Here is a 24,266-nt window from a genome sequence, read left to right on the forward strand (position 1 = left end):
GCCTACTTCCCCTCCTCCCACCGCTTCCGGTCGAGCCACACCTGCTCGTCCCGGCCCCGGAGGTCCTTGCCCCGCCAGTGGAGCTTCAAGGGGCCCTGAGCATCCTTCTTCTGGACGGACACCCCGGCCCCTTCGCCGGTGCGGAGCAGGCGCAGCAGGGCCTCGACGCTGGCCACCTGGGGGAGGAAGGGCAGCGGCAAGGCGGCGAGGGAGCCCGCCTTCTGATCGAGCTTCTGCCGTGGCACCTGGAGTCGGTACCCGGCGGCCCGGTCGCCCTCCAGCAGCAGCAGCCGTTCGCCCAGCCCATGCAGCTCGGCCACGAGACGACCCGAGCCCGGCTCCATGAGCAGGCTGAGGGTACCCGTGCCCTCGCCGTCGGCGCCGGAATACCCCCATCCGTACTGGGCGCGGATGGGTGTCGCCGGTGCCGGGGCGGCCAGTGCAGGAGGGGCAGGAGGGGCGGGAGGAACCTGGAGCGGCATCAAGGCTGGTCCTCCCCGTCGTCGTCGGGCACGGGATCAGGCACGGGATCGACGCCCGACACCGGAGGAGGGGTCTCCTGGACCTTCTTGGCCTGCTCCTTGGCCATGCGGATGCGGAGCTCGCCCAGGCGCTTCTCCAGGGCGCTCCGGTCCGGGAAGACGAAGGCCAGGGCGCGCTCCCACTGCTCGGCGGCTTCGGCCAGCTTCCCCTGCTTCACCAGGACTTCGCCGAGGTGCTTGCGGACCTCGGGACTGAACGGGCTCACCTCCGCCGCGCGGCGGAGGGTGGCTTCGGCCTCGTCGAGGCGGCCCAGCTTGAACTGGGCCCAGCCCAGGCTGTCCACCACATTGCCGTTGTCCGGCGTGGCCTTGGCGCTGGCCTCGATGAGGGTTGCGGCCTCCTCCAGGTTCAGTTCCCGCTCCAGGAGGAGGTAGCCGAGGTTGTTCTGCACCAGGGGATTGGTCGGGTCCATCTTCTGGGCCTCGCGCAGCACCCGCAGCGAATCGTCGGGACGGCCCACCTGCTCGTAGGCGCTGCTCTGCATGATCAGGATGTCCGCGCCCCGCACGGGCCCCAGGGTCCGGGCCTTCTCGAGGCACTCGAGGCACTTGTCCCAGCGCCGGAATTCGGACCAGATGGCGGCCATGCCCTCGAGATGGAGCTGCTCGAGGGCCGCACGGGCCTCCTTGCGGGCGAAGAACCGGTACTCCAGATACTTGGGCGGAAGCTCGGAGGCCTGCTGGAAGAAGGGCACCTTGGGGAACTTTGCGATGCCCTCCTGCAAGGAGGCCAGCGCGCTCTTCCAGTCGTTGCCGCTGATGTGGGCCTGGCAGGTGAAGACCTGGAGTTCGCCCGCGACCCGGGGCCGCGCCGGGTGGTGGCGCAGGAAATCCAGCAGCTCGCGCCCCTTGCCCTGGAGGAGGAGGGCCTCGGCATAGAGGGCCTGGGCCCCGTCGGCGATGCGCGCCTCCTCGATGTCCTGGTCCACCAGCTTCCGGAGCCGCGCTTCGGCCGCCGGGAACTGCCCCAGGTTCATCTGGGCCAGCGCCGTGTTGAAGGAGAGGCGGGGCGTGGGCTTCAGGGCCTCCGCGCGGGCCAGGGTCTCCAGGGCCTCCTCGAACCGGGAGGTCTGCAGCCTCACCAGGGCCACATTCTCCCAAAGCCCGGGTTCCTGGGGCAGGTGCCGGGCCAGGAGCAGGAAGCTCTCTTCGGCGTGCGCCAGATAACCGGCCTGGATCTGCTCCCGGGCCAGCTCCTCCAGCATGCGGAGGTGGCGATCCTCGGGATTCCGGGCGTTCAGGGCCAGCACCGACTCCCGCCGTCCCTCGTAGTTCTGCTGGGCCCGCGCCTGGATGGCCGCATGTTCCCAGGCCGGCATGAAGCTCGGGCGGATGCGGCCCAGGCGGAGCCAGGCACGCAGGGCCCCTTCGCCGTCCTTCACCTGCTCGGAGGTCTCCCCCAGGCGGGCCCAGAGCTCGGGATCCTGGGGCAGCAGGATGGTCGCCGCCCGCAGCTCCTTCGCGGCTTCCGGCCACCGCGCCGGATCCTTCTGGGCGAGCTGGTAGAGCAGCAGGCCCAGGTGGGCCCGGGCCTCGGCATTGCCCGGCGCCAATTCCACGGCCCGGCGGGCCGAGGCCAGCGCGGCGGCTGGATCCTGGGCTTCCTGGAGGGCCTCGGACAGCCGCAGGTGGGCCTCCGCGCTGCCCGGCACCAGGGCCACCACGCGCTTGTAGAGCGCCGCCGCCGCGGCGGGATCCTCGCCCCCGCCCCGCAGCTGGAGGGCGCGGGCCTGGAGCATCAGCGCGCGCGCATCGTCCGGAGGCGCGGCGTGAAGGGAGGCCGCGAGGAGGGCCCCGAGGAGGGGGAGTCGGACATCAGGCACGGTGGGCCTCGCGGTCGAGCAGGTCGATGAGACGGGCATGGGGGACTTCCCAGACGCGGGGCGCCAGCGCGCGCTGGATCGCGGATTCGCCGGGGCGCGGCAGGATGCAGTGGATTTCCGTGGCGGGCGCCTCCTCGGTGTGGCCGGACGCGCGCTTGGCCTTCTTGTCGCGGTGCAGCAGCGGCAGGCAGGCGGGCCAGGGGGCGATGAGGGGCGCCAGGGGTGTCAGGCGCCGGACCAGGAGGTCGAGAAGGTCCGGGGGGAAGGACTTCAGGCCCTGCTCCTCCGCCAGCAGGCAGGCGCCCAGCAGACCCAGCCCCACCGCCTCGCCATGGAGCAGCCGGTAGCCCGAGGCGGCTTCGAGGGCATGACCGAGGGTGTGGCCCAGGTTCAGCAGGCGCCGCTCGCCCGCCTCGCGGGGATCGCGGTGCACCACCCCGGCCTTGTAGGCGAGGGCCCGCTCCACCCAGGCGAACCGGACCGGCCCGTCCTGGAGCATCTCCATCGCCCAGGCCATCTCGCCCAGGATCAGGGCGGTCTTGATCAGCTCCCAGCGGCCGTTCTCGAGGTGGCGCGCAGGGAGGTCCTTCAGGAATCCGGTGCAGGCCACGAGGCGCTTGGGGGGGTGGAAGGCTCCCACCAGATTCTTGCCGGCGGCCAGATCCGCGCCGGTCTTGCCTCCCAGGGAGGCATCCGCCATGGCCAGAAGGGTCGTGGGCCAGACCTGCCAGGCCACGCCGCGCAGGTAGAGCGCCGCGCCCAGCCCCACCAGGTCCGAGACCACGCCGCCGCCCAGGGCCACGACCGTAGCGTCCCGGTGGAGGGGCACGCGGGCCCAATGCTCCAGCCAGGGGATCACGGTGCGCAGCTTCTTCTCCTCTTCGGGCACCGTCACCCACAGGGCATCGCCCGGCTCGGGCATGCCCGCGCCGGTCCAGGCCTCCCGCAGGCGCATGTCGCCCACCAGGGTCCAGTGGCCATCCGGCAACAGGCCCTTGTCCGGGGCCTCCAGCAGGAAGACCTCCGTGGCGAAGCCGGAGGGCGTGGCGAGCCTCATGGGCGGCCCCGCAGGGTGGCTTCCGCCTGCATGGTCTGCTCGCCGCGCAGCCATTGGATCAGGGCCTTGTCGCCGGGCTTGTGGGCGCCCAGGGCAGCCATGAAATCGTAGATGCTCTTGATGGGCCGCTCGCCGAACTTCGTGAGGATGTCGCCGGCCTGGAGGCCGAGGGCCTCGGCGGTGGAGCCCTTGGAGACGCCGTTGATGCGGAACCCCTTCGGATTGTCCGAGTAGTCCGGGATGGTGCCGAAGGCGATGCGCATGGGGCCGCCGTCGCCCTTCATGGGCAGCTTGGCGGTCTCGGGGTCGAAGGCGGGCAGCGTGTCGGCGTTGGCCAGATCCAGCGCCACCGCCCGCCCGAAGGGCGCGAGCTTCGCCATGCCCTCGAAGTTGATGCGGTCCGCCGTGTCCGTGGGCCGGTGGTACTCGCCGTGGATGCCGGTGAAGAAGAAGAAGGTGGGGATCTTCGCCTGCGAGAAGCTCATGTGGTCCGAGCCGCCCACGCTGGCGCCCACATCGGCGCTGATGGCGAAGCCCTCGGGGGCGAGCTTCTTCGCCGCCTCCACGGCGGATTTCGGGGCGCCCAGGCCGCCCATCATCAGCTTGGGCGCCTTGGGATCCAGGCGGCCCACCATGTCGAAGTTGAGCATGAACTTCACGGATTCCAGAGGGTGGGTCGGGTGCTGCACCCAGTAGCTCGAGCCCAGCAGGCCCTCCTCCTCGCCTCCGAAATGCATCAGCAGGATGGAGCGCCGGGGCCGGGCCTTCTTCAGCTCCCGCGCCAGTTCCACCACCATCGCCGTTCCCGAGGCGTTGTCGTCGGCGCCGGGATGCACCTGGCCGCGGGTCTCGGCGCCGCCCATGCTGTGCCGCTCGCCCAGGCCGAGGTGGTCGAGGTGCGCGCCGAGGACGATGTATTCCTTCCTGAGCTTGGGATCTCGGCCGGGGATCACCGCCACCACATTGGGCACCTGGGCTTCTTCGCGGCGGAGCTTCAGCTTCAGCGTAAGGGCGGTCCAGGGCGCGTAGATGAAGTCCTGGCTGGCGGGCTTGCCCGTCGCCTTGATGGTCTTGAACCGGGCCTGGAGATCGCCGCAGGCCGCGCCGAGCGCCTCCGGGGAGAGGCCCAGGACCGGGATGTCGAACTTCACCGGCCCCTCTTCCCGCTGCAGGGGCCGGAGCCCGCCCTCTTCCAGCACGAGGACCGCGGCCACCTGGGCCGTCTCCAGGCGCTTGAGGCGGGCCAGCAGGCTCCGCTCGCCCCGGGGCAGGTGGGCGAAGGCGTCCAGATCCGGCACGGCCCGGGCGATCACCGCCACGCGACCCTTCAGTTCGATGCCCGCCAGGTCGTCGTACCCGCCGGGGATCTGCACGCCGTAGCCCAGGAAGGCCAGGGGCTTGTTCCGGAAATCCGCGTCGCCGCTGAAACCCAGGGCCTCGAGGTCTCGGCCCCACACCAGGGGCCGGCCCTCGTCGCCGTGAAGCAGCACGGCCTCCTGCTGCTCGCGCACCACCTTGGCGATGAACGGGAACCGCTGGATCTCCGCCTTCAGGCCCAGGGCCTTCCACTCCCGCGCGATGCGACCGGCGGCCTGCTCCAGCTCGGGGTAGCCGTTGCCGCGGCCCTTGAGGGCCGGCGAGGCCAGGTAGTCCACATCGCGGCGCAACCGGGCGGCCACGGCCGTCTCGGAGCCGGAGGGCGGCACCGGCGCCACGAGGGCCGCGGCGAGGAAGGCAAAAGTCCAGGGGCCCATGGCATCTCCGGGGATCCCTCTACTTTACCGGCGCTCCGGAGATCCGTCCCGGTTCCCGCAGGATTTGGGCCGCCTGTGGGAGAATGGCCTCATGTCCGAACAGGGAGCTTTCTTCCAATCCGACCGGGTCGACCAGCGCCCCATGCGCCATGCCCTGCTGTGGCGCCTCGCCGGCTACCTCCGGCCCCAGTGGGCGGCACTCCTGGCCCTCCTGGTCCTGATGGCCCTCGGCGCTTTCCTGGAAGTGCTGCCCTCGGAACTCACCCTGCGCCTCATCAACCGCTTCATGGGCCAGGGCAGCCTGAAGGGTGCCGCCCCCATGGTGGCGGGCTTCTTCGGCGTGCTCATCGCGGGCTTCCTCGTCAGCTTCGCCCGCTACTTCCTCCTGGCCAAGGTCGGCCAGAAGGCCATGCTCGACCTCCGCGTCCAGCTCTTCGCGCACCTCATGGGCCGCAGCACGGAGTTCTTCCACCGGAATCCCGTGGGCCGCCTCATGACCCGCGTCACCAGCGATGTCCAGAACCTGAACGAAATGTTCGCCTCGGGCTTCGTAGCCATCGTGGGGGACGCCCTGTCCCTGCTGGCCATCGTGGCCTGGATGTTCTGGACCCACCCCGGCATGGCCCTGGTGGCGCTGGGCATCCTGCCCTTCCTGCTGGTGGCCACGGAGGTCTTCCGCCGCCGGGCGGGCGAGGCCTTCCGCGAAACCCAGCGGCGCTACGCCGCCATCAACGCCTTCCTCCAGGAGCAGATCTCCGGCATGGGCCTGGTGCAGGTCAACGCCCAGGAAGCGCACAGCAGCCAGCAGTTCCGCAACCTCAACGAGGACTACTTCCAGGCCTTCCTGCGCACGATCTTCGCCTACGCCGTGTTCTTCCCCGTGGTGGAGTTCATCACCTCCGGCACCCTGGCGGCGCTCATCTTCTACGCGGGCTTCAAGCTCCAGGCCGGGGCCATCACCTGGGGCCTGCTGCTGGCCTTCATCCAGCAGTCCAGCCGCTTCTTCCGGCCCATCCGTGAACTGGCCGAACGCTACAATGTGATGCAGACCGCCCTGGCTTCCAGCGAACGCATCTTCCGGCTGTTGGACAACCGCGAGGAGATCCCCGAAGCGCCGGGGGCCAAGCCCGCCGTCTTCGCGGGGGAGATCCGGTTCGACGAAGTGACCTTCGCCTACGAGGAGGGCGGCCGGAAGGTCGTGCGCGCCCTCAGCGGCCTCATCCCCAAGGGCAAGCGCATCGCCGTGGTGGGCCACACCGGGGCCGGCAAGAGCACCCTCATCAACCTGCTGATGCGCTTCTACGATGTGCACGAGGGCCGGATCACCGTGGATGGCGTGGATGTGCGAGAGCTCAAGATCCGCAGCCTGCGCGACCTCTTCGGCCTGGTGCTCCAGGATGTCTTCGTCTTTTCCGGCACCCTACGCGACAACATCGTGCTGGACCGGCCCATGGACGAGGCCCGCCTGACCTCGGTCCTGGAGCAGAGCCAGCTCAAGGACCTGGTGGGCCGCCTGCCCCAGGGCCTGGATACCCAGGTGGGCGAGCGCGGGCAGAAGCTCAGCGCCGGGGAGCGGCAGCTGCTGGCCTTCGCCCGCATGCTCTACCTGGAGCCCGCCGTCCTGCTGCTCGACGAGGCCACGGCCAACATCGATTCCGAGACCGAGGCCAAGATCCAGACCGTCATCGAGCGCGTGAGCCACCGCCTCACCACCTTCACCATCGCCCACCGCCTGTCCACCATCCGCGACGCCGACGAGATCTGGGTCATGGACCAGGGCGCCCTCGTCGAGCGCGGCACCCATGACGGCCTCATCAGCCAGGATGGCGTCTACGCCAAGCTGGTGCGGCTGCAGTTCGCGGACGGCGAGGCGGCCTAGCTGGCGGGTTTTGAGCCTGTAGACTGGATCTCCATGCTCTCCTTGCCGCCCCTCTACCCCATCACCGACGCCAGCCTCGTGGAGCCGCTGTCGGCGCAGATCCGACGGTTGGGCGAGGCCGGCTTTCCGCTGGTGCAGTTCCGGGGCAAACCGCTCGGCGCGAAAGAGCAATGGATCGAATTACGCACCGCCCTGGCGGAAGCCGCGGCGAACGGCGGCTGGCCCATGGTCTGCGTGAACGACCGGGCCGACCTCGCCCTCCTGGCGGCCCGGGAGGGTCTGGTGCCCTGGGGTCTGCACCTGGGCCAGGGCGACCTGCCTGCCGCCGAGGCGAAGCGGCTGCCCGGTCTGGCCGAAGCGCACCTGGGCGCCTCCACCCATGAGGCCGGCGAATGGGAAGCCGTGGACGCCGCCTGCGACCATGCCGGGGTGGGACCCTTCCGCGGCACGCGCACCAAGGCCGGCCACGCCGCGCCCATCGGGCTGGAGGGACTCCGGGCCGGCTGTGCCGCGCTGCGGGCCCAGGACCTCGCGCCCGTGGCCATCGGGGGCCTGACGCTCGCGGATGCCGCGGCCTGCTTCGAGGCCGGGGCCGAGTCCCTGGCCATGGTGGGTGAGGTCCACCGGACGGACGATCCCGCGGCCCTGGGCTGGGAGGTCCAGCGGCAGCGCTGGCGGGTGCGCCCGCCGTTCCGGCGCGGCCAGGGCCTCGCGATTGTCGGCGGCAGCGGGGCCGGCAAGACCACCCTGGGCCGCGAGCTGGCCCGGCGTCTGGCCCTGCCCTTCCACGACCTGGACGGGGCCATCGAGGCCCGGGAGGGGCGCCCGGTGGCCGCGATCTTCTCCGCCGGTGGCGAGTCCGCCTTCCGGGCGCTGGAATCGGCCCTCCTCCCGGACCTGCTGGCCACGCCGGCCGTGGTGGCCCTGGGGGGCGGGGCCTGGGAATCCCCCGTCAACCGGGAGGCGGTGCGAACCGCCGGTTTCGCCCCTCTCTGGCTGGCGGAAGCGCCCGCCCGGGCCTGGGTACGGGCCGGGCAGGACCCCAACCGCCCCCTGGCCCAGGACCGGGCCGCCTTCATGGCCCGGTGGGCCGCCCGGCAGCCCGCCTGGTCGCTGGCGCCGATGGCCCTCGCCTTTGGTCACAGTTCCCGGGAGCTGGCTTCGGCCTTGCTAGACTGGTGACACTCCCCCGAGCCTCCCCTTGGATCTGATCCTGTCCGATCTGCACTCGAACCTGCACGCCCTCCGGGCCGTGCTGCGCTTCGCGCGGCGGCGGGCCATCCACCGCTTCGTCCTGCTGGGCGACCTGGTGGGCTACGGCGCCCATCCCAACCAGCTGCTGGACAAGGTGCGGGAGCTGCGGCCCCGCTTCATGGTGCGGGGCAATCACGACAAGGTCTGCGCGGGTCTGGAGCCCGATTCCAGCTTCAGCCTGCCCGCCCGGCAGGCCGCGGACTGGACCCGGGAGAAGCTGCGGCAGGACAACTGGCGCTTCCTGGTGGACCTGCCGGTAGGGCCCCTCTGGGTGGGCGAGGACTACCAGATCGCCCACGGGTCACCCGTGGACGAAGACGCCTATCTGCTTCACATGCGCGAGATCAGCCAGGCTTTCGATGCCTTCGAGTGCCAGCTCTGCTTCTTCGGCCACACCCACCTGCCCGGCTGCTTCGAGCTGGACGAGATCCAGGGCCGCCTGAACTGGATCAGCCCCGAGCCCGGGGAATGGTTCGAGCTCCAGGCGCACTGTCGCTACCTGGTGAATCCGGGCTCCGTGGGCCAGCCCCGGGACCGCGATCCCCGCGTGTCCTTCATGACCTTCGACCCCAAGCGCCGCCGTCTGCGCCTGCACCGCCTCGATTACGATGTGAAGGGCGCGGCCAAGGCCATCCTGGCCGCGGGGCTGCACCGCAACCTGGCAGACCGGCTGGGCCAAGGCATTTGAAAGGCAGGATCCCATGGGACACGCATCCTCTCTGTCCGCTCCCGTGCTCGAGCAGTTCCTCATCCAGGCCCGGCTCACCAAGGCCGTGGGGAGCCTGAGGCTCCAGGGCGTCAACTCCCGCCTGCTGGGGGATCTGCACATCCATGGATTCCGTCCGGGATCGGTCCTGGAGCTGTCCGGCCTCCACCCCCGCGATTCGGTGCCCCCAGAGGGCACGGCCGTGGCCCTTACAATCCTCCTGGGCGACGAAGTACTCACGCTCGAGTCCCTCCTCCTCCCCCCCGTACTCGACGAGGCCGGCAACACCCTCCTGCGCCTGGACTGGCCGCACGAATCAGCGCACCTCCACCACCGGCGGAACCTGCGGGTGGCCGCGCCCGACCAGTCGCCCCTGAAAGTGAAGGTGGCGCACGGCGGGCGCCAGTACGAAGCGCTGCTGGTGAACCTCACGGAGACCGGCGTGGGGCTCGCCCTGGAGGAGCCCCTGATGGTGGACCTCCACGACGCCGTCGAGATCGATGCGGAGCTGCCGGATGGCACCCTCCTGCATTGCCCCGGCGAGGTGCTGCACCTCATCTACCTCGAAGGTCAGCCCCACCCCACCCGCCTGGGCCTCATCCTGCAGCCCCGGCCCGATACGGATCTCGAGGCCATCCACCGCTTCATCCAGGCCCGGCGCACCGACCGCTCGCAGAGCTTCCGGAAGAGCTGAAGGGCTCAGAGGTCGTAACAAAACCCCGCGCCACCGCGATGGAGCCAGGCGGGATGCGCCGCAGATATCTGTTTGTCTCGTGTATCGCCGCAGGCGATACCGAGAGGGAAGCGCCCGCAGGGCGATGCGGGACATCGTTCAAGGGCGGTGACGCCGCGGAGCGCCCGCCTGGCTCCATCCCTCCGGGTGAGGGGCGGCGGGCGTCGCGATGCTGCGTCAGGCTCGGATCGCGTAGTACCCGCTACGCTCACCTCGCCTTCCTGGCCTCGCTCGCCCGGCGCCCCTCGCGCGGTGTCGTAGGGTTTTGTTACGACCTCTTAGGGCTTCCGGAGGCTCACCGCGGTGCCGCTGGCGCCGAGGATCAGCATGATCACGGCCTGGACCATCGTCTTGTAGGAAATCTCCGCGCCGCCGAAGACCGCGGACCGCAGGAACAGCAGGCCCAGGACGAGCAGCAGGGCGTAGATCCCCAGCATCACCTTCCGGGCCTTGGCGTTCGTCTCCGGCGTGTCCTCGGCGAAGATCCGGTCGTAGAAGATCAGGCCGATGGCGGCCAGCACATTGAGGGCGACGAAGAGGAGCCAGAAGGTCCGCGCGGCCGCCGCGGCGCCGGGCTGCCCCACCAGGGGCTTGAGCATGGAGCCGTAGAGCATGCCGCCCAGGCTCGATCCGATGAGGCTGCCGATCACGCCGTACAGGAAGGCGTAGCCCATGTAGACGGCCTTCTTGTCCGCCGGGGCCACCAGGCCCACATAGCTGTAGTACTTCGGATGGGCGGTCATCTCCCCGATGGAGAACACCGAGATGCCGAGGATGAAGACCCAGGCATTGGTGGAGGCGGCGAGGCACAGGAAGCCCACGGTCCCGATCACGATGCCCGCCACCATGGTCGGCAGCGGCCGGGTCTTCTTGACGATCCGGCTGACGAGCACCTGGAGCAGGATGATGGTCCCGCCGTTGACCACCGTGACATGCTCCGCGTCGAACTTGAGGGGGATGCCCATCGACGCGAAGAACGCGTTCACGGGCGTGGCGTCCACGAAGTCGCGGAGGTACCACAGCACGGATCCGAAGTTCTGGAAGTAGAGGATCCAGAAGCCGGAATAGACGACGATCATCAGCATGAAGCGCGCGTCGCCCAGCACCATGGCCGCGCCGTGGGCGACCTCCCGGAGGCTCTTGGTGTTCTCCGGTTTGGGCGGATCCTTGAAGAGGAAGATCGTCGGCAGCAGCATGGCGGCGCAGTAGACCGCGGAGGCGATGAAGACATAGCGCCAGGAGAAGCCCTTCAGCACGCTGACGATGAGCGGCGCCAGGAAGGCCCCGATGTTGATCATCCAGTAGTAGATCCCGAAGCCGAACCCCGAGTTCTCCTCGGTGGTGCTCCGGGCCAGGGTCCCCGAGATGATGGGCTTGAACAGGCCGGCGCCCGTGGCCATCACCAGGAGCGCCGCGAACACGGCCCCGTAGGAGGTGACATTCCCGGCGATGAAGTAGCCCGCCGCCAGGATCGAGAAGGCGAAGAGCAGCATGCGCCGGTAGCCGTAGCGGTCGGCCAGGGCGCCCCCCGCGATGGGGATGACATAGGTGAAGGCGTAGATCAGGCTCTGGAGGAAGCCGACCGATTGCTCGGTGAAGCCCAGGCCCCCCGCCGCCACCTGGTTGGTGAGGTAGACGGCGAGCACCGAGTTGAGGCCGTAATAGGCCGCGCGCTCGAAGAGCTCCATGACATTCGCCAGCCAGAAGACGGGCGGGAAGGAGCGGAGGACACCGGCGGATCGTTGAGTCTTCATCCGGCGAGTATACGGGACGAGGAGGTCACACATCACCCCGGAGATGCCCTCCCGCAGGGCCGGTTCCTGCGAATTCAGCCCCCGCCCCTCTGGAACCCGCGATGGAACCGGGCCAGGAAGGCCTCGGCCTCGTCCTCCGGATAGCCCTCGAGCTGGATCTCCACACGGTGGCGCGGCAAGGCCAGGCTGCCCAGCCGCTGCTCCACCAGGGGCGTGACCCGGATCCGCCAGCGCCGGGCCCCTTCGACGCGGCTGTAGGTGTCACCCTCCTCCCGCATCGGGGCGGCGCCTACCGCTCCCGGCAGCAGCCGGCGGAATTCCTCGCGATCGATGCTCATGTCCAGGCTGAGGCGGATCCCCATCTACCCGCCCGCCACCGGCGGCCAGATGGCCAGGACCTCTCCTTCGCTGAGCACGCGGGTGGCCCGCTCCGCCGCGGCCACCCAGACGCCATCCACCAGCACGATCGCGCACTGGTCGGCGGGAATGCCCTGGTGCCGGATCAGGTCCAGCACCGTGGTGCCGGGCCCAATCTCGAGGTCGATCCGGTGCTGGGATCTCACCTCGGCGGGGAGGTGCCGGGCCAGGGAGGCGAACAGCTTGAGCGTGATCTTCATGCCACGCGATGGGCCGCCGCCAAATAGGCCTGCATGATCTGAGTGGGGTCCTGCATCAGGCGCTGCTTCCAGACGCCCAGCCGCACCCGCCCCTCGATGAGTCCCCGGAAGGCGCCCACATGGTCGGCGAAGCCCACGCAGTTCGCGCCGACCAGCCGGTCGCCGTCGAACTGCAGGTTCAAGTAGCGGTAGCGGGCCTCATCCAGGACTTCGGTGGACTCGCCGCCCGGCACCCCCTGCCACTCCCCGAAGGAGGAGGACACCAGCCCGAGGGTGGTGAGCACATTGAAGACGAAGCTGCCCCGGAACTGGGCGGGCTTCCCGGCCATGTTCAGCGCGGCGATGCGGCCCTGTTCCACGGCATTGGGCTGGATGGCGTTGAGCTGGCGCTTGCCGGTGAGGCAATCCGTAGCCTCGGCCACATCTCCCGCCGCGTAGATGCCGGGAATGCTGCTCTGCATCGCGGCATCCACCCGGATGCCGTGGCCCATGTCCAGGCCGCTGCCCGCCAGGAAGTCGAGGTTGGGATCCACGCCCACGACGCTGAGGTAGAGATCCGCCGGCAGCTGGCGGCCATCGGCCAGGTCCACCTGGAGGGCTCCGTCTGCGCCACGGATGCCCCGGGGCTGGGTATGGGTGAGGATCCGCACGCCCTTGGCCTCGCACCAGGAGCGGATCAGGCCGCTGGCAGTGGGGTTCATCATGCGGCGGACCATGTAGCCGCTGCGCACCAGGATGGTCAGATCCACGCCCCGCGAGAGCAGGCCCTCCATGATGATGCAGCCCACGAAACCCGCGCCCATCTGGACGATGCGGGTGCCGGGCCGGGCCTTGGCGAGGATGGTCCGGGCGTCTTCGAGGGTCCAGCAGCTGTGGACGCCGGGCAGGTCCATGCCGGGGATGGTCTCCAGGCTGGGGCGCGACCCCGTGGCGATGAGCAGCCGGTCGAAGGGCAGGCTGCGTCCGCCGCCCAGGTCCACGATGCGGCGGACGGCGTCGATGGCCTGGGCACGGGCCTGCACCAGCTGGATGCGCAGGCGGTCGTAGTGGTCAGCCTCCTTGCGGAGGTGGGTCCCCGCTTCGGTGATCTCACCCTTCAGCAGGTAGGGGATGGCCATGCGGGAGTAGGGCGGCTCCCCCTCGCCGCAGAGCAGGGTGATCTCCGCGGCGGGGTCGGCCTTGCGCAGGGTCTCCGCCGCAACCACGCCGGCGGGCCCGCTTCCGATGATGAGGTGTTTCATGGGAGCCCCATCGCTGGTCATACGCCGAGACGCGAACGCGTCTCGGCGGTGGGAACGCCCTCCGGCGTCCAACCCCGCAATTGGTAGTACTCCGGCAGCATGACATCGAGCTTCGACACGGCGCCCTTCTGCGGGCCGGTCTGGGCGGGCTCTTTCATCAGCCGCGGCGGGAGGTTGTCGTCCTTGGCGGTGAAGCCGGCCGCGAGGTTGAACTCCCGCTCCAGGTTCCAGATGCGTTCACCCACCAGCAGCAGCCGCTCCTCGGACCAGTCGCCCTCGCAGGCGGCCTGGATCTGCGGCTGGATGTCCGACAGGCCCCAGGCGAAGGTGGTGAAGAGGCAGATGCCCGCGGAATCCACCACGGCCGTGAGGTCCTGGAAGGCCTTCAGCATGGCGGGCTTCCCCTCCGTGGCCTGGGGCTCCATCTTCACGGGGATGCCCAGCACTTCGGGGGAGACCATGTAGCCGCGCAGGTGGCAGGCGCCGCGGTTGTTGGTGGCGTAGGCCAATCCCATGCCCTGAAGGGCGCGCCCATCATAGGCTGGGAACTCCTGGCTCTTGACGGTCATGGACAGTTCGGGATGGCCATACTTCGTGCAGAGCCGCTTGGAGCCCAGGCCCATGACCTTGCCGAAGCCCTCGCCCTTGGCGGTCATCTCCGCGAGCTTGACCATGCCCTCCGTGGAGCCGAAGGGCAGCTTGAAGCCCACCTCCTGCTCCGTGAGGACGCCCATCTCGTAGAGCTCCATGGCCGCGCCCACGGTGGCACCGAAGGTGATGGGGTCGAAGCCGTCCTCGTTGCAGAGGAAGTTGGCGTAGGTGAGGGCCTCCAGGTCATTCACGCCGTTGGCGGCGCCCAGGGCCCAGGCGGCCTCGTATTCCACGCCGCCGGAGGCCCCGTGGTACTGGGGCTTGTCCTTGACGCTGAAGTGGCCGGGGTCCATGCGCGAGATGCGGCCGCAGGCGATGGTGCAGCCAAAACAGGCGCCGTTGGTCACGAGGTTCGCCTTGCCATCCGTGGGCCGCTTCTCATGCATGGCCTCGCCGCCGATGGCCATGGCCCCCTCGAACTGCACCTCGCGGTGGTTGCGGGTGGGCAGCGCCCCCAGCTCGTTGATGACATTCATGAGCACCTGGGTGCCGTAGGTGGGAAGCCCCTGGCCGGTCACACCGTTGGCGGCCAGCACCTTCTTGCCCGCCTCGGTGGCGGCGAAGAAGGCCTCGGGGTCGGCCAAGTGGTAGGCATCGGTCCGCGTGCCGCGCACGGCCACGGCCTTGAGGTTCTTCGAACCCATCACGGCGCCCACGCCGGAGCGTCCCGCGGCGCGGTGCAGGTCGTTCACGATGGCGGCGTAGAGCACGCGGTTTTCGCCGGCCCGGCCGATGGAGGCCACGCGGATCTGGGGATCCTGGTGATGCGCCTTGATGATCTCCTCGGTCTCCCAGACGGTCTTCCCCCAGAGGTGGCCGGCGTCCACCAGCTCGGCCTTGCCGTCGGTGATGAGGAGGTAGACGGGCTTCGGAGAAGCCCCCTCGAAGATCACCATGTCCCAGCCCGCGAACTTCAGCTCGGCGCCAAAGTAGCCGCCGGAGTTCGAGCAGGCGATGGCGCCCGTGAGCGGGCCCTTGGTGACCACCGAATAGCGTCCGCCCGTGGCGGCCATGGTGCCGGTGAGCGGCCCCGTCACGAAGATGAGCTTGTTCTTGGGGGAGAAGGGATCGACCTTCGGGTCGATTTCAGACACGAGGTACTTGGTGGCGAGGCCCCGCTGGCCCAGGTAGTCCTGGGCCCACTGCAGGTTCAGCGGCTCGGTAGTGCAGGTGCCGGCCTCAAGGTTCACGCGAAGGAGATTCTTGGTCCATGCCATGGCAGTCGCTCCTCACACCGTCGCCGGGTTCGTGTCGGTCTTGCCGGCCCACTGGCGCATCTTCCCGAGTCCCGTCCAGTCGGCATCCACATAGGTGATGGCGCCCGTTGGACAGGCCTTGGCGCAGGCCGGTTCGCCGCCGCAAAGATCGCACTTCTGGACCTTGCCGGTCTGGGCCACATAGTTGATGGTGCCGAAGGGGCAGGCGATCGTGCACACCTTGCAGCCCACGCAGGTGGGCTCCAGCACGATCTTCGCGCCCGTGACGGGATCGAGGCGGATGGCATCCACGGGGCAGGCCGTCATGCACCAGGCCTCGTCGCACTGAGTGCAGGTGTAGGGCACGAAGCGGCCTTCGCGGTGGAAGCTGAAGACCTTGATGCGGGACTTGGCGACCGTGAAGCTCCGGTAGTTCTCCCAGGCGCAGGCCATTTCGCACTGGAGACAGCCCGTGCACTTGTTCGGATCGAGATGGAGGGACTTCTGCATGGCAAAACCTCCTGGAGATGGCACCTGACGGGATGAGACCGCGACGATCATAGATCCGATGACGAGGGCTTGATCGTCTTTTTCTGAACTCTTTCACCGGATCTCGCAAAGCCAGTCGGTACGGCCATCTGCGGGGGGGGTAAGCACGGGAGTCTCTGTCTCATTTTTGGCCCCCTGATACGGGCCGGAAACGACCTCCGGGCTCCATCGCCTTGTGGCGGGCTCCATTCGCGGGTGGAATGGAACCTTCAAGAGCCGTTCAAGGAACCCGCATGAAAGCCATTTCCCTCCGCGTGGATGTCGACACCCTGGAAGGCTCGATCACGGGCATTCCCACCCTGCTGCGCCTGCTGGACAAGCACCAGATGCGGGCCAGCTTCTATTTCAGCTTCGGGCCCGACAACAGCGGCAAGGCCATCCGGCGGATCTTCCGCAAGGGCTTCCTGGCCAAGATGCGCCGCACGAACGCCACCAAGCTCTACGGGTTCAAGACCATGATGTACGGCGTGCTCATCCCCGCGCCCATCATCTGGAAGCGGGCCGCCACCGAGATGCGGGCCGCGAAAGCCGCGGGCCATGAGGTGGGCATCCACGCCTGGGACCATGTGCAGTACCACGACCTGCTGGACCGGAAGTCGCGCCGGTGGCTGTCCGACTGGTACTCGAATGCCCACGAGGCCTTCGGCACCGTCTTCGGCGAAAAACCCCTGGGCGCCGTGAGTCCCGCATGGCGCTGCAACGACACCACGCTGGAGCTGCAGGAAACCTATGGCCTGGCCTACGCCGGCGATTGCCGCGGCGCCGCGCCGTTCTATCCCATCGTGAAGGGCCGGACCCTCCAGACCCTCCAGATCCCCACCACCCTGCCCACCCTGGACGAACTCCTGGGCCTGGATGGACGCACACCAGACCAGGTGAACCGCGAAGTCTGGGATCTGGTGCGGGAGGACGCCCTGAATGTCTACGCCCTGCACACCGAAGTCGAGGGCGGCGCGCTGTTCGAGACCTTTGATGCTTTCCTGGGCGGCCTGCGGGAACGCGGCGTCCAGGCCCGGACCCACGCGGATTGGCTGCCGGAGCTGAGGGCCGCCAATCCGCCCGCCAAGGCCGTATCCCGCCGGGAGATCCCAGGCCGGGCGGGCTGGGTGAGCTGGGAAGGCTGACCCTCGCAAGACGATGGCCATTGCAGTACCCTCGGGACAACTCTTCCCTGAGGTGGCCATGCGCCTTCCGGTTCCGCTCCTGCTCTGCACCCTCGCCCTTCCGCCCCTGGCGGCCCAGGCCCCCGAGGAAGGGCGCCTCAAGCGGGTGGAAAGCCGGGTGAACGGCCTCCACTGGGAGCTGGACGCCGTGCGGAAGGCCGCAGACGACCAGCTCTGGTTCCTGCGCCTTTCCGATGTGGCGGTGGTGGACAAGGTGACCTACACAGGTCCGCCGAACCCCAAGGGGGAGGAGACCTACGGCATCAAGAACGAGCGGCACCCGCTGAAGATCCAGCAGTATGTGTTCATCCCCCGCAAGGCCGAGGCGGGCCGGAAGCTGCCCCTCATCGTCCTGCCCCACGGCGGCGTCCATGGTGATTTCGGCACCTACCACGCCCACATCGTCCGCGAGATGCTGGAGCGCGGCTACATCGTGATCGCGCCGGACTACCGCGGATCCACGGGGTACGGCAAGGGCTTCTACGAGGCCATCGACTACGGCGGCCTGGAGATCGACGATGTGGTGGCCGGGCGGGACTGGGCGGTGGAACACCTGCCCGTGGACCCGAAGCGCTGCGCCATCGTGGGATGGAGCCACGGCGGCCTCATCGCCCTCATGGCGGTCTTCGACCACCCCGAGAAGTTCGCCGCCTCCTATGCCGGCGTGCCCGTGTCCGACCTCATCACGCGCCTCGGCTACCTCGGACAGGACTATGTGGCCGAGTTCTCCGCCAAATACCACATCGGCAAGGAGCCCAAGGACGCCGTGGAGGAATACCGGCGTCGCAGTCCCGTGTGGAGCGTCCAGAAGCTCCGCACGCCCCTGCTCGTCCACACGAACACCAATGACCGGGATGTGAATGTGGTGGAGGTCGAGCAGCTCATCAACGCCCTCAAGGCCGCCGGCAAGCGCTTCGACTACAAGATCTACCAGGACGCCCCCGGCGGCCACAGCTTCAACCGCATCGACACCACCGTGGCCAAGGAATCCCGCAAGGAGATTTATGCGTTCCTGGAGAAGCACCTGAAGTAGTCGCATACGAAAAAACGCGGCCCGGATGGGCCGCGTTTTTCGCAGGGCTGAAAAGCCTCAAGCATGCTGCTTCAGTTTGTCCTTGCCGCCGAACCACTGGTCCCAGTACACCACCACGGGGCTGGCGATGTAGATGGACGAGTAGGTGCCGGTGATGACGCCGATGACCAGCGGGAAGGCCAGGTCCTTGAGGGCCGGGCCGCCGAACAGCCAGAGGCAGACGCTGACGAACAGCACGGACAGCGAGGTGAGGATCGTCCGGCCCAGCGTTTGGTTGATGGAGTCGTTCACCAGCTTCGTGACCGTGGCCCGCCGGTACTCCGGCCGATGGCTGTTTTCCCGGATTCGATCGAACACCACGATGGTGTCGGCCATGGAGTAGCCCATGAGGGTGAGGAAGCTCGCCACCACCGGCACATTGAACTCGTAGCCGAAGGCCGCGAACAGGGCCAGGGCCATGAGCATGTCGTGGACCAGGGAGACGATGCCGCCCACGGCGTAGCTGGCGGTGAACCGGAACATCACATAGACCAGGATGGCGCCGAGGGCCCAGGCCACGGCCGTGAGGGTCTTGCGGGTCCATTCCCCGGAGATGCTGGGCGAGAAGCTCTCGTCCTTGAGGAGGCCCACCGCACCCAGGCGGTAGGTCTTCTGGATCGAGTCCTTCACCACCTGGGGAAGCTCCTGGGGAAGCTCGCCGAAGGTCTGATAGAGCCCCGAAGGCAGCCGGTCGCGGCCCGCGATGACCTTTTCCGCGAAGGGCGCGTAGGCCGCCGCGAGGGCCGCCTCGTCACCCGCGATGCCGGCGGGGTTGGCCTTCACCAGGGTGTCGGTAAGGGTCTTGGAACCCTCGAGGTTGAGGGCGGGAAGCGCGCTGGTGGCGCCTTCGGGATCCATCTGCTTGAAAATGGCCCGCAGCGCATTCGCCTGCTTGGTGCTGTCCTTCTGGTCAGCGTCTTTCCTGGCCTTCACCTTGATCGAGAAGTCGCGGACGGACTTGTCCTTGTTCTCGTAGGCCACCACGGTGGCATCGGAGTAGCCGCTCTTCGCCAGGGCTTCCCGGATGGTCTCCGGTTCCATGGCCCCGCGGAAGCGCACGGTCATGTCGTTGCCGCCCACGAACTGCATGCCGAGGTGGATGCGGTTGTTGTGGGTCAGGTTCCAGGGCTTCACCCAGAGGATGCAGAGCAGGATGATGCTCCAGGTGACGGCGATGGCCGTGCCCTTGTATTTCATGAAGTCGTAGGCGGCGCCCTTGAAGAACGAGTGCGTGCCCACGGAAAGGGTCTTGGTGCCGGGGTGGTGCTCCAGCACCCAGTCGTAGATGTAGCGGCTGATGTAGATGCTGGTGAACAGCGAGGCCACGACGCCCACGGTGAGGGTGACGGCGAAACCCTTCACGGGGCCGGTGCCGAAGATGAAGAGCAGCAGGGCCGCGAAGAGCTGGGTCACATGGCTGTCCACGATGGTCCAGAACACCCGGTCGAAGCCCGCGTCAATGGCGCCGGGCACGCTCTTGCCGAGGCCCAGTTCCTCCTTGATGCGCTCGAAGATCAGGATGTTGGCGTCCACCGCCATGCCCAGCGTGAGCACGAAGCCCGCGATGCCCGGCAGGGTGAGCGTGGCCCGGAAGGAGCCCAGCAGGCCCATCATCACGATCACATTCACCGTGAGGGCGACGATCGCGTTCACGCCCGACCAGTGGTAGAAGATCACCATGAAGCCGATGATGGCGGCGAAGCCGATGACGGCGGCGCGCACGCCGGCGTGGATGGAGTCGCGGCCCAGGCCGGGACCCACGACGCGCTCTTCCAGGAACTTCATGGGCGCGCGGAGGGCGCCGCTGCGGAGCTGGCTGGCGAGGTCGTCGGCTTCCTGGGCGGTGAAGCTGCCGCTGATGCGGACCGCGCCGCCGATGATCTTTTCCTTGGCACTCAACTCCGTGACGATCTTCCGATCGAGCACGATGGCGATGAGGCGGTTCTCTTCGGAAGCGGTGCCGGTCAGGCGGGCGAAGTCGTCATCGCCCTTCTTGTTCAGGGTGAAGTTGACTTCATTGGCTTCGGTCTGCGAGTTCGAGGCCCGGTGCGAATCGATGATGTCGGCGCCGTCCACCGCCACGCGGCTTTCCAGCAGCACCCAGCGGCTGATCTTCTCTTCGCCGGGCTTGGCCTTCACCACGGGCTGGCCGGCGCGACGCGCCTGGCGGTCGCTCTCGATTTCGGGCAGCAGCTCGAACTCGGGGGGAATCGCGCCCTTGAAGAAGGCGAGGGCATCTTCCTTCGAGGCGAAGTAGATCTGGGGAGCCTTGGCCAGCAGGCGCTGCTCCAGGTGGCCGGGGGTGGCCAGCAGGTTCTTGATGCGCTCGCGGTCGCCCTCCTCGATGCCGGGGATCTCGACCACGATGCGGTTGCCTTCGGCGCCGCTGGCGGTGATCTCGGGCTCCAGCACATTGGCGGGGTCGATGTCCCGGATGCGCTTCTCGATGACTTCCAGGGCCCGCTTGTTGGCGTCGTCCTTCAGGGTCTTCTGGTACTCGGCCTTCTGGGTGAGGCGGAACGAGCCCCCTTCCTGGGCCAGCGCGTAGCCGGGGAAGAAGTCCTTGGCGACCTTCTCCACCGTGGCCTTCTGGTCCGCCGGCACCCCTTCGACGCGGAGGGCGTCGCCCTCCACGACGGCCGTGGCGCCCTGCAGGCCCTTCTCCTTGAGCCGGGAGGCGAGGCGGTCCTTGCCGTCGCGCAGATCGGCCGCCAGGGCCTCCTGGCCCTGGACCTCCAGCTCGAAGTGAACGCCGCCCCGGAGGTCGAGGCCGAGTTTCACCTTCGTCAGAGGCGTGAAGAAGTATCCGCAGCCGAACAGCACGGCCAGGAGGATGACGAGGCGCCAGAGGCTCCGCTTGGTCACGGGGCACTCCTCACAGAAGGCGGGCCGGATCGGATCCGGCCCGGGAGGTCAGGAAGGTCAGTTCTTGGTTTCCGGTTCGCTGGCCAGGGAGGCCACGGCCGCGCGCCGGGCCTTGACCACGGAGCCGCCGAGCTTCACCCAGATGTGCTTGTCCTCGACCCGGTCGATGGTGGCGTAGAGGCCGGAGGTCAGCACGACCTCGTCGCCGGCCTTCAGCTTGGACAGGCGGGCCTCCATCTCCTTCCGGGCCTTGCTCTGGGGCCGGATGAGAAGGAAGTAGAACATCAGGGCCATGCCGCCGATGAACACGAACTGGGTCCAGCCCGGAGGGCCGGCCGGGGCGGGCGACTGCAGAAGGGCGTACATCATTCAGGGCTCCTCGGTCATCCATCCGGAACGCGCGGACTGGGCGAAAGCTGGAAAACGGTTCTCCAGCAGGGCCTGCCGCGCGGCACGGGTGAGCCCCACAGTGTAGCTCAGGTTGTGGATCGTGTTCAGCGTGAAGCCCAGCAGCTCTCCGCAGCGGAACAGGTGGTGCAGGTAGGCCCGGCTGAAGGTTCGGCAGGTGTAGCAGGAGCAGGCGGGATCCAGAGGCAGGTCCCCCTCCCGGTGGCGGGCGTTCTTCAGGTTGAGCCGCCCCCGGCTAGTGAGGATGCGGCCATGACGGGCCTCCCGGCTGGGCAGCACGCAGTCGAAGAGGTCCACCCCCTGTTCGATGCCGAAGAGCAGGTCCTCCGGCGTCCCCACGCCCATGAGGTAGCGGGGGCGATCCTGGGGCAGCTCCTTCACGAACTCCGCCAGCACGGCGTTCATCTCCACCTTGGGCTCTCCTACGCTGAGGCCCCCCACCGCGAAGCCCTGGAAGGGGGTCTTGGCGTCGAGCTCCAGGGCCTCTGCCAGGTGGCGACGGCGCAGGTCCAGGTGGGTCCCCCCCTGATTGATGGCGAAGAGGCCCTGGTGAGGCTGCAGCGGCACGGCCCGGCTGCGGGCCAGCCAGCGGGTGGTGCGGGCCATGCTGATCTCAAGCTTCGCGCGCTCCATGCGTCCGGGCGGGCACTCGTCCAGGGCCATGCAGATGTCCGAACCCAGGTTGCGCTGGATCTCCATGCTCCGTTCCGGCGACAGGAACTGGGGGCTGCCGTCGATATGGCTCTGGAAGGTGACGCCTTCCTCCGTCATCTTCCGCATGGAGGCCAGGGAAAAGACCTGGAATCCGCCGGAATCCGTGAGGATGGGGCCCTCCCAGCCCATGAAGCGGTGCAGGCCGCCCATCTGGGCCACCAGCGCATCCCCCGGCCGCAGGCCTAGGTGATAGGTGTTCCCGAGAATGACCTGGGGGCCGATCTCCCGAAGCTGGACCGGCGTAATGCCCTTCACGGTGCCCTGGGTGCCCACCGGCATGAAGGCCGGGGTCAGGACCTCGCCATGAGAGGTAAGGAAGCGCCCGGCCCTGGCTGGGCGCTGGGCCTCGCCCGTTTCGGGGATGAATGAGAAATCGCGACTTGTGATTTTCGACATGGGGCGGACCAGACTTCCTTACTAAAAATTAACAATCCCATCCTTTGGGGGGGTGGATAGGTGTCGCGGTAGGCAGTAAAAAACCGGGAGACACCGTATTTACGGGGTATTCCGCCCGTTATCCGGGCTTGACCTGCCGCCGACCCTTTGCCATCTTAGCCGTTGGGCTCGTCCCAGTTCTTTACCCTATTTCTCGGTGGCCGATTCGATGTTCCCGTCGTATCGGCTCGCTGTTTTTTCCCCTGGATCTTTCAAGGGAGTCGCATGAGCAAAGATCCCCAGAAACCTGTTCCCGCCAAGTCGGCTGCTCCTGTGGAGACGCTGGAGGATGCTGTCTACAAATCCTCCCTCGCCGCCGGGAACGATGCCATCCGGCGGGGCAATCCCCTGGTCACCATTCCCACGACGGTGGCCATGTACGCCCTGTTCGGCTTCGTGGCTTTCCAGCTGGCCAAGCACACGGAGACCGGCAAGAAGGTGATCAAGACCGTGGGCATCGACCTCGCCGAGCAGGCCGATGCTGCGGCTCCCCCGCCTCCGCCTCCGCCGCCTCCGCCGCCGCCTCCGCCGCCGCCTCCGATGGCCGTGTCATCCGCCAAGGTGGATTCGACGCCCATCGACCCGCGCCAGGAAGTGGTGCCTGAGCAGGCGCCGAAGGAACTCCCCAAGCAGGATCACTCCCTTGGCGGCGTCCCCGGCGGCGTCCCCGGCGGTGTTCCCGGCGGCGTCATCGGCGGTGTGGTCGGTGGCGTGGTCGGTGGCGTGGTCGGCGGCACCGGCAAGGTGGTGGACTTCGACTTCAGCCAGATCAAGGTGAAGTACCAGCCCCCCGCCCCGCCCTATCCGCCCCTCGCCAAGATCGCCAAGATCCAGGGCACGGTGGTCGTGGAGATCGTGGTGGGTCCCGATGGGATCCCGACTTCGGCCGCTGCGAAGGAAGGTCCTCCCCAGCTCCGTCCCACTGCCGAGGCCTATGCCATGCAGTGGAAGTTCGAACCGGCCCTCCTGAACGGCACCCCTCAGTACGCCCGCTTCAAGCTGACGATGCCTTTCCGGCTGAAGTAGTCCGCACTCCTTCCCACGCCACTCACTCTTCCTCCCATAAGGAACTCTCATGAACCTGCTTTTCGCTCCCCTGATGCTCGCCGAAGGCGGCGCCGACGCCTTCTCCGCCGCTGAAATCTGGCGCGCAGCTTCCATCGCCAACAAGTTCATCATCACCGTCCTCTTCATCCTGATGGCGTACCAGATCTATGTCGCCATCGAGCGCTTCGTGACCTACGCGCAGAGCAAGCAGGCCTCCGACAAGTTCCTCAAGCTCTTCATGGACACCCTCCGCCGCGGTGACTTCGAGGCCGCCAAGCGCGCCGCGACCACCCACAACAAGAGCCACATCGCCCTCGTGCTCAAGCACGGGCTGGACATCTTCCAGTACGAGAAGCAGCTCAAGACCATGAACCCCAACCACGACGCCATCCAGCCCGTGGAGCGCGCCATCCAGCGCGGCACCGCCGAAGTCGTCGAACTCCTCAAGAAGGGCATGAGCGGCCTGGGCACCATCGGCGCGCTGGCCCCCTTCATCGGCCTGCTCGGCACCGTGATCGGCATCATCAAGGTCTTCTCCGACCTGAAGACCAAGGGCGCCGGCGACATCAACGCCCTGGCCGGCTCCATCGGTGAGGCCCTGGCCACCACCGCGCTCGGCCTGTTCGTCGCCATCCCGGCCGTGTGGATCTACAACCTGCTGACCACCAAGCAGGATGTGGTCGTCACCAACATCAACAACGCGGCCTCCCAGATGATCGACGAGTTCATCCGCCGCGAGAGCCAGAGCTAGGTTTTTCCACCCCCGCCCGGGGGCGCAAGCTCCCGGGCGATTTTCTGAGGAGAAC

The 24,266-nt window shown here is 68.1% G+C and carries 21 protein-coding genes; 8 read left to right on the forward strand and 13 right to left on the reverse strand.

All coding sequences use genetic code 11. From position 1 onward, the window contains the following. Nucleotides 1-2 precede the first annotated feature (2 nt). Genes QUD34_RS10160 through QUD34_RS10175 form a run of 4 tightly spaced genes read right to left on the reverse strand, consistent with a single transcriptional unit; the run spans nt 3 to nt 5,176 of the window. Nucleotides 3-482 (reverse strand): hypothetical protein, encoded by a 480-nt coding sequence (locus QUD34_RS10160; RefSeq protein WP_286353588.1) that lies wholly within the window; start codon nt 480-482, stop codon nt 3-5. Then, nucleotides 482-2,365, reverse strand: coding sequence for a tetratricopeptide repeat protein (locus QUD34_RS10165; RefSeq protein ID WP_286353589.1), 1,884 nt, complete (start codon nt 2,363-2,365; stop codon nt 482-484). The genes QUD34_RS10160 and QUD34_RS10165 overlap by 1 nt, the downstream gene beginning before the upstream one ends. Continuing rightward, the gene (locus tag QUD34_RS10170; protein WP_286353590.1) at nt 2,358-3,422 is read right to left on the reverse strand and encodes a 3-dehydroquinate synthase; all 1,065 of its coding nucleotides are present in this window, start codon (nt 3,420-3,422) and stop codon (nt 2,358-2,360) included. Before QUD34_RS10170 ends, QUD34_RS10165 begins: the two co-directional genes overlap by 8 nt. Then, the gene (locus tag QUD34_RS10175) at nt 3,419-5,176 is read right to left on the reverse strand and encodes a M28 family peptidase (protein ID WP_286353591.1); all 1,758 of its coding nucleotides are present in this window, start codon (nt 5,174-5,176) and stop codon (nt 3,419-3,421) included. The genes QUD34_RS10170 and QUD34_RS10175 overlap by 4 nt, the downstream gene beginning before the upstream one ends. A gap of 91 nt (nt 5,177-5,267) precedes the next feature. Here QUD34_RS10175 and QUD34_RS10180 point away from each other — a divergent pair, with 91 nt between their 5' ends. From QUD34_RS10180 to QUD34_RS10195, 4 genes are read left to right on the forward strand one after another with little or no spacing between them, the layout of a single operon-like run. Beyond that, on the forward strand, nt 5,268-7,055 hold the full coding sequence (locus tag QUD34_RS10180) for an ABC transporter ATP-binding protein (RefSeq protein ID WP_286353592.1): 1,788 nt from the start codon (nt 5,268-5,270) through the stop codon (nt 7,053-7,055). Nucleotides 7,056-7,088: 33 nt separating this feature from the next. Beyond that, a complete protein-coding gene (locus QUD34_RS10185; protein WP_286353593.1) occupies nt 7,089-8,237 on the forward strand; it encodes a thiamine phosphate synthase in 1,149 nt (382 codons plus the stop codon). A gap of 19 nt (nt 8,238-8,256) precedes the next feature. Beyond that, complete coding sequence (locus QUD34_RS10190; protein WP_286353594.1) at nt 8,257-8,997, forward strand: metallophosphoesterase family protein; 741 nt, start codon at nt 8,257-8,259, stop codon at nt 8,995-8,997. A gap of 13 nt (nt 8,998-9,010) precedes the next feature. Beyond that, nucleotides 9,011-9,709, forward strand: a complete 699-nt coding sequence (locus QUD34_RS10195) for a PilZ domain-containing protein (protein ID WP_286353595.1) — start codon at nt 9,011-9,013, stop codon at nt 9,707-9,709. A 317-nt stretch (nt 9,710-10,026) separates the two neighbouring features. Here the strand turns inward: QUD34_RS10195 and QUD34_RS10200 are convergent, their stop codons facing one another. The 6 genes from QUD34_RS10200 to QUD34_RS10225 all read right to left on the reverse strand — a co-directional run bounded on the left by QUD34_RS10200 (nt 10,027) and on the right by QUD34_RS10225 (nt 15,717). Further along, nucleotides 10,027-11,502 (reverse strand): MFS transporter, encoded by a 1,476-nt coding sequence (locus QUD34_RS10200; RefSeq protein ID WP_286353596.1) that lies wholly within the window; start codon nt 11,500-11,502, stop codon nt 10,027-10,029. A gap of 74 nt (nt 11,503-11,576) precedes the next feature. Then, nucleotides 11,577-11,864 carry a hypothetical protein gene (locus QUD34_RS10205; RefSeq protein WP_286353597.1) on the reverse strand — a complete coding sequence of 96 codons (288 nt, stop codon included), beginning with the start codon at nt 11,862-11,864 and terminating at the stop codon, nt 11,577-11,579. Next, entirely contained in the window at nt 11,865-12,119 is a 255-nt protein-coding gene (locus QUD34_RS10210) for a MoaD/ThiS family protein (RefSeq protein ID WP_286353598.1), read from the reverse strand. Then, nucleotides 12,116-13,360 carry an NAD(P)/FAD-dependent oxidoreductase gene (locus QUD34_RS10215; RefSeq protein WP_286353599.1) on the reverse strand — a complete coding sequence of 415 codons (1,245 nt, stop codon included), beginning with the start codon at nt 13,358-13,360 and terminating at the stop codon, nt 12,116-12,118. The genes QUD34_RS10210 and QUD34_RS10215 overlap by 4 nt, the downstream gene beginning before the upstream one ends. Nucleotides 13,361-13,377: 17 nt before the next feature. Beyond that, nucleotides 13,378-15,228, reverse strand: coding sequence for an aldehyde ferredoxin oxidoreductase family protein (locus QUD34_RS10220; RefSeq protein WP_286353600.1), 1,851 nt, complete (start codon nt 15,226-15,228; stop codon nt 13,378-13,380). 12 nt (nt 15,229-15,240) lie between these two features. Beyond that, complete coding sequence (locus QUD34_RS10225; protein WP_286353601.1) at nt 15,241-15,717, reverse strand: 4Fe-4S dicluster domain-containing protein; 477 nt, start codon at nt 15,715-15,717, stop codon at nt 15,241-15,243. A gap of 272 nt (nt 15,718-15,989) precedes the next feature. On the opposite strand from QUD34_RS10225, the gene QUD34_RS10230 reads away from it, so the two are divergent. Further along, entirely contained in the window at nt 15,990-16,880 is an 891-nt protein-coding gene (locus QUD34_RS10230) for a polysaccharide deacetylase family protein (RefSeq protein ID WP_286353602.1), read from the forward strand. Between the two features lie 58 nt (nt 16,881-16,938). Beyond that, entirely contained in the window at nt 16,939-17,952 is a 1,014-nt protein-coding gene (locus tag QUD34_RS10235; protein ID WP_286353603.1) for an alpha/beta hydrolase family protein, read from the forward strand. Between the two features lie 57 nt (nt 17,953-18,009). Here the strand turns inward: QUD34_RS10235 and secD are convergent, their stop codons facing one another. Genes secD through tgt form a run of 3 tightly spaced genes read right to left on the reverse strand, consistent with a single transcriptional unit; the run spans nt 18,010 to nt 22,374 of the window. Continuing rightward, a complete protein-coding gene (gene secD / locus QUD34_RS10240) occupies nt 18,010-20,856 on the reverse strand; it encodes a protein translocase subunit SecD (RefSeq protein WP_286353604.1) in 2,847 nt (948 codons plus the stop codon). Nucleotides 20,857-20,913: 57 nt separating this feature from the next. Continuing rightward, a complete protein-coding gene (yajC, locus tag QUD34_RS10245; protein ID WP_286353605.1) occupies nt 20,914-21,225 on the reverse strand; it encodes a preprotein translocase subunit YajC in 312 nt (103 codons plus the stop codon). Continuing rightward, nucleotides 21,226-22,374 carry a tRNA guanosine(34) transglycosylase Tgt gene (tgt, locus tag QUD34_RS10250; protein WP_286353606.1) on the reverse strand — a complete coding sequence of 383 codons (1,149 nt, stop codon included), beginning with the start codon at nt 22,372-22,374 and terminating at the stop codon, nt 21,226-21,228. Between the two features lie 264 nt (nt 22,375-22,638). Between tgt and QUD34_RS10255 the strand changes: the two genes are divergently transcribed. Then, the gene (locus tag QUD34_RS10255) at nt 22,639-23,439 is read left to right on the forward strand and encodes an energy transducer TonB (protein ID WP_286353607.1); all 801 of its coding nucleotides are present in this window, start codon (nt 22,639-22,641) and stop codon (nt 23,437-23,439) included. Between the two features lie 49 nt (nt 23,440-23,488). Next, complete coding sequence (locus QUD34_RS10260) at nt 23,489-24,211, forward strand: MotA/TolQ/ExbB proton channel family protein (protein WP_286353608.1); 723 nt, start codon at nt 23,489-23,491, stop codon at nt 24,209-24,211. Nucleotides 24,212-24,266: the final 55 nt, after the last annotated feature.

It is taken from the genome of Geothrix oryzae (assembly GCF_030295385.1).
GTDB lineage: Bacteria > Acidobacteriota > Holophagae > Holophagales > Holophagaceae > Geothrix > Geothrix oryzae.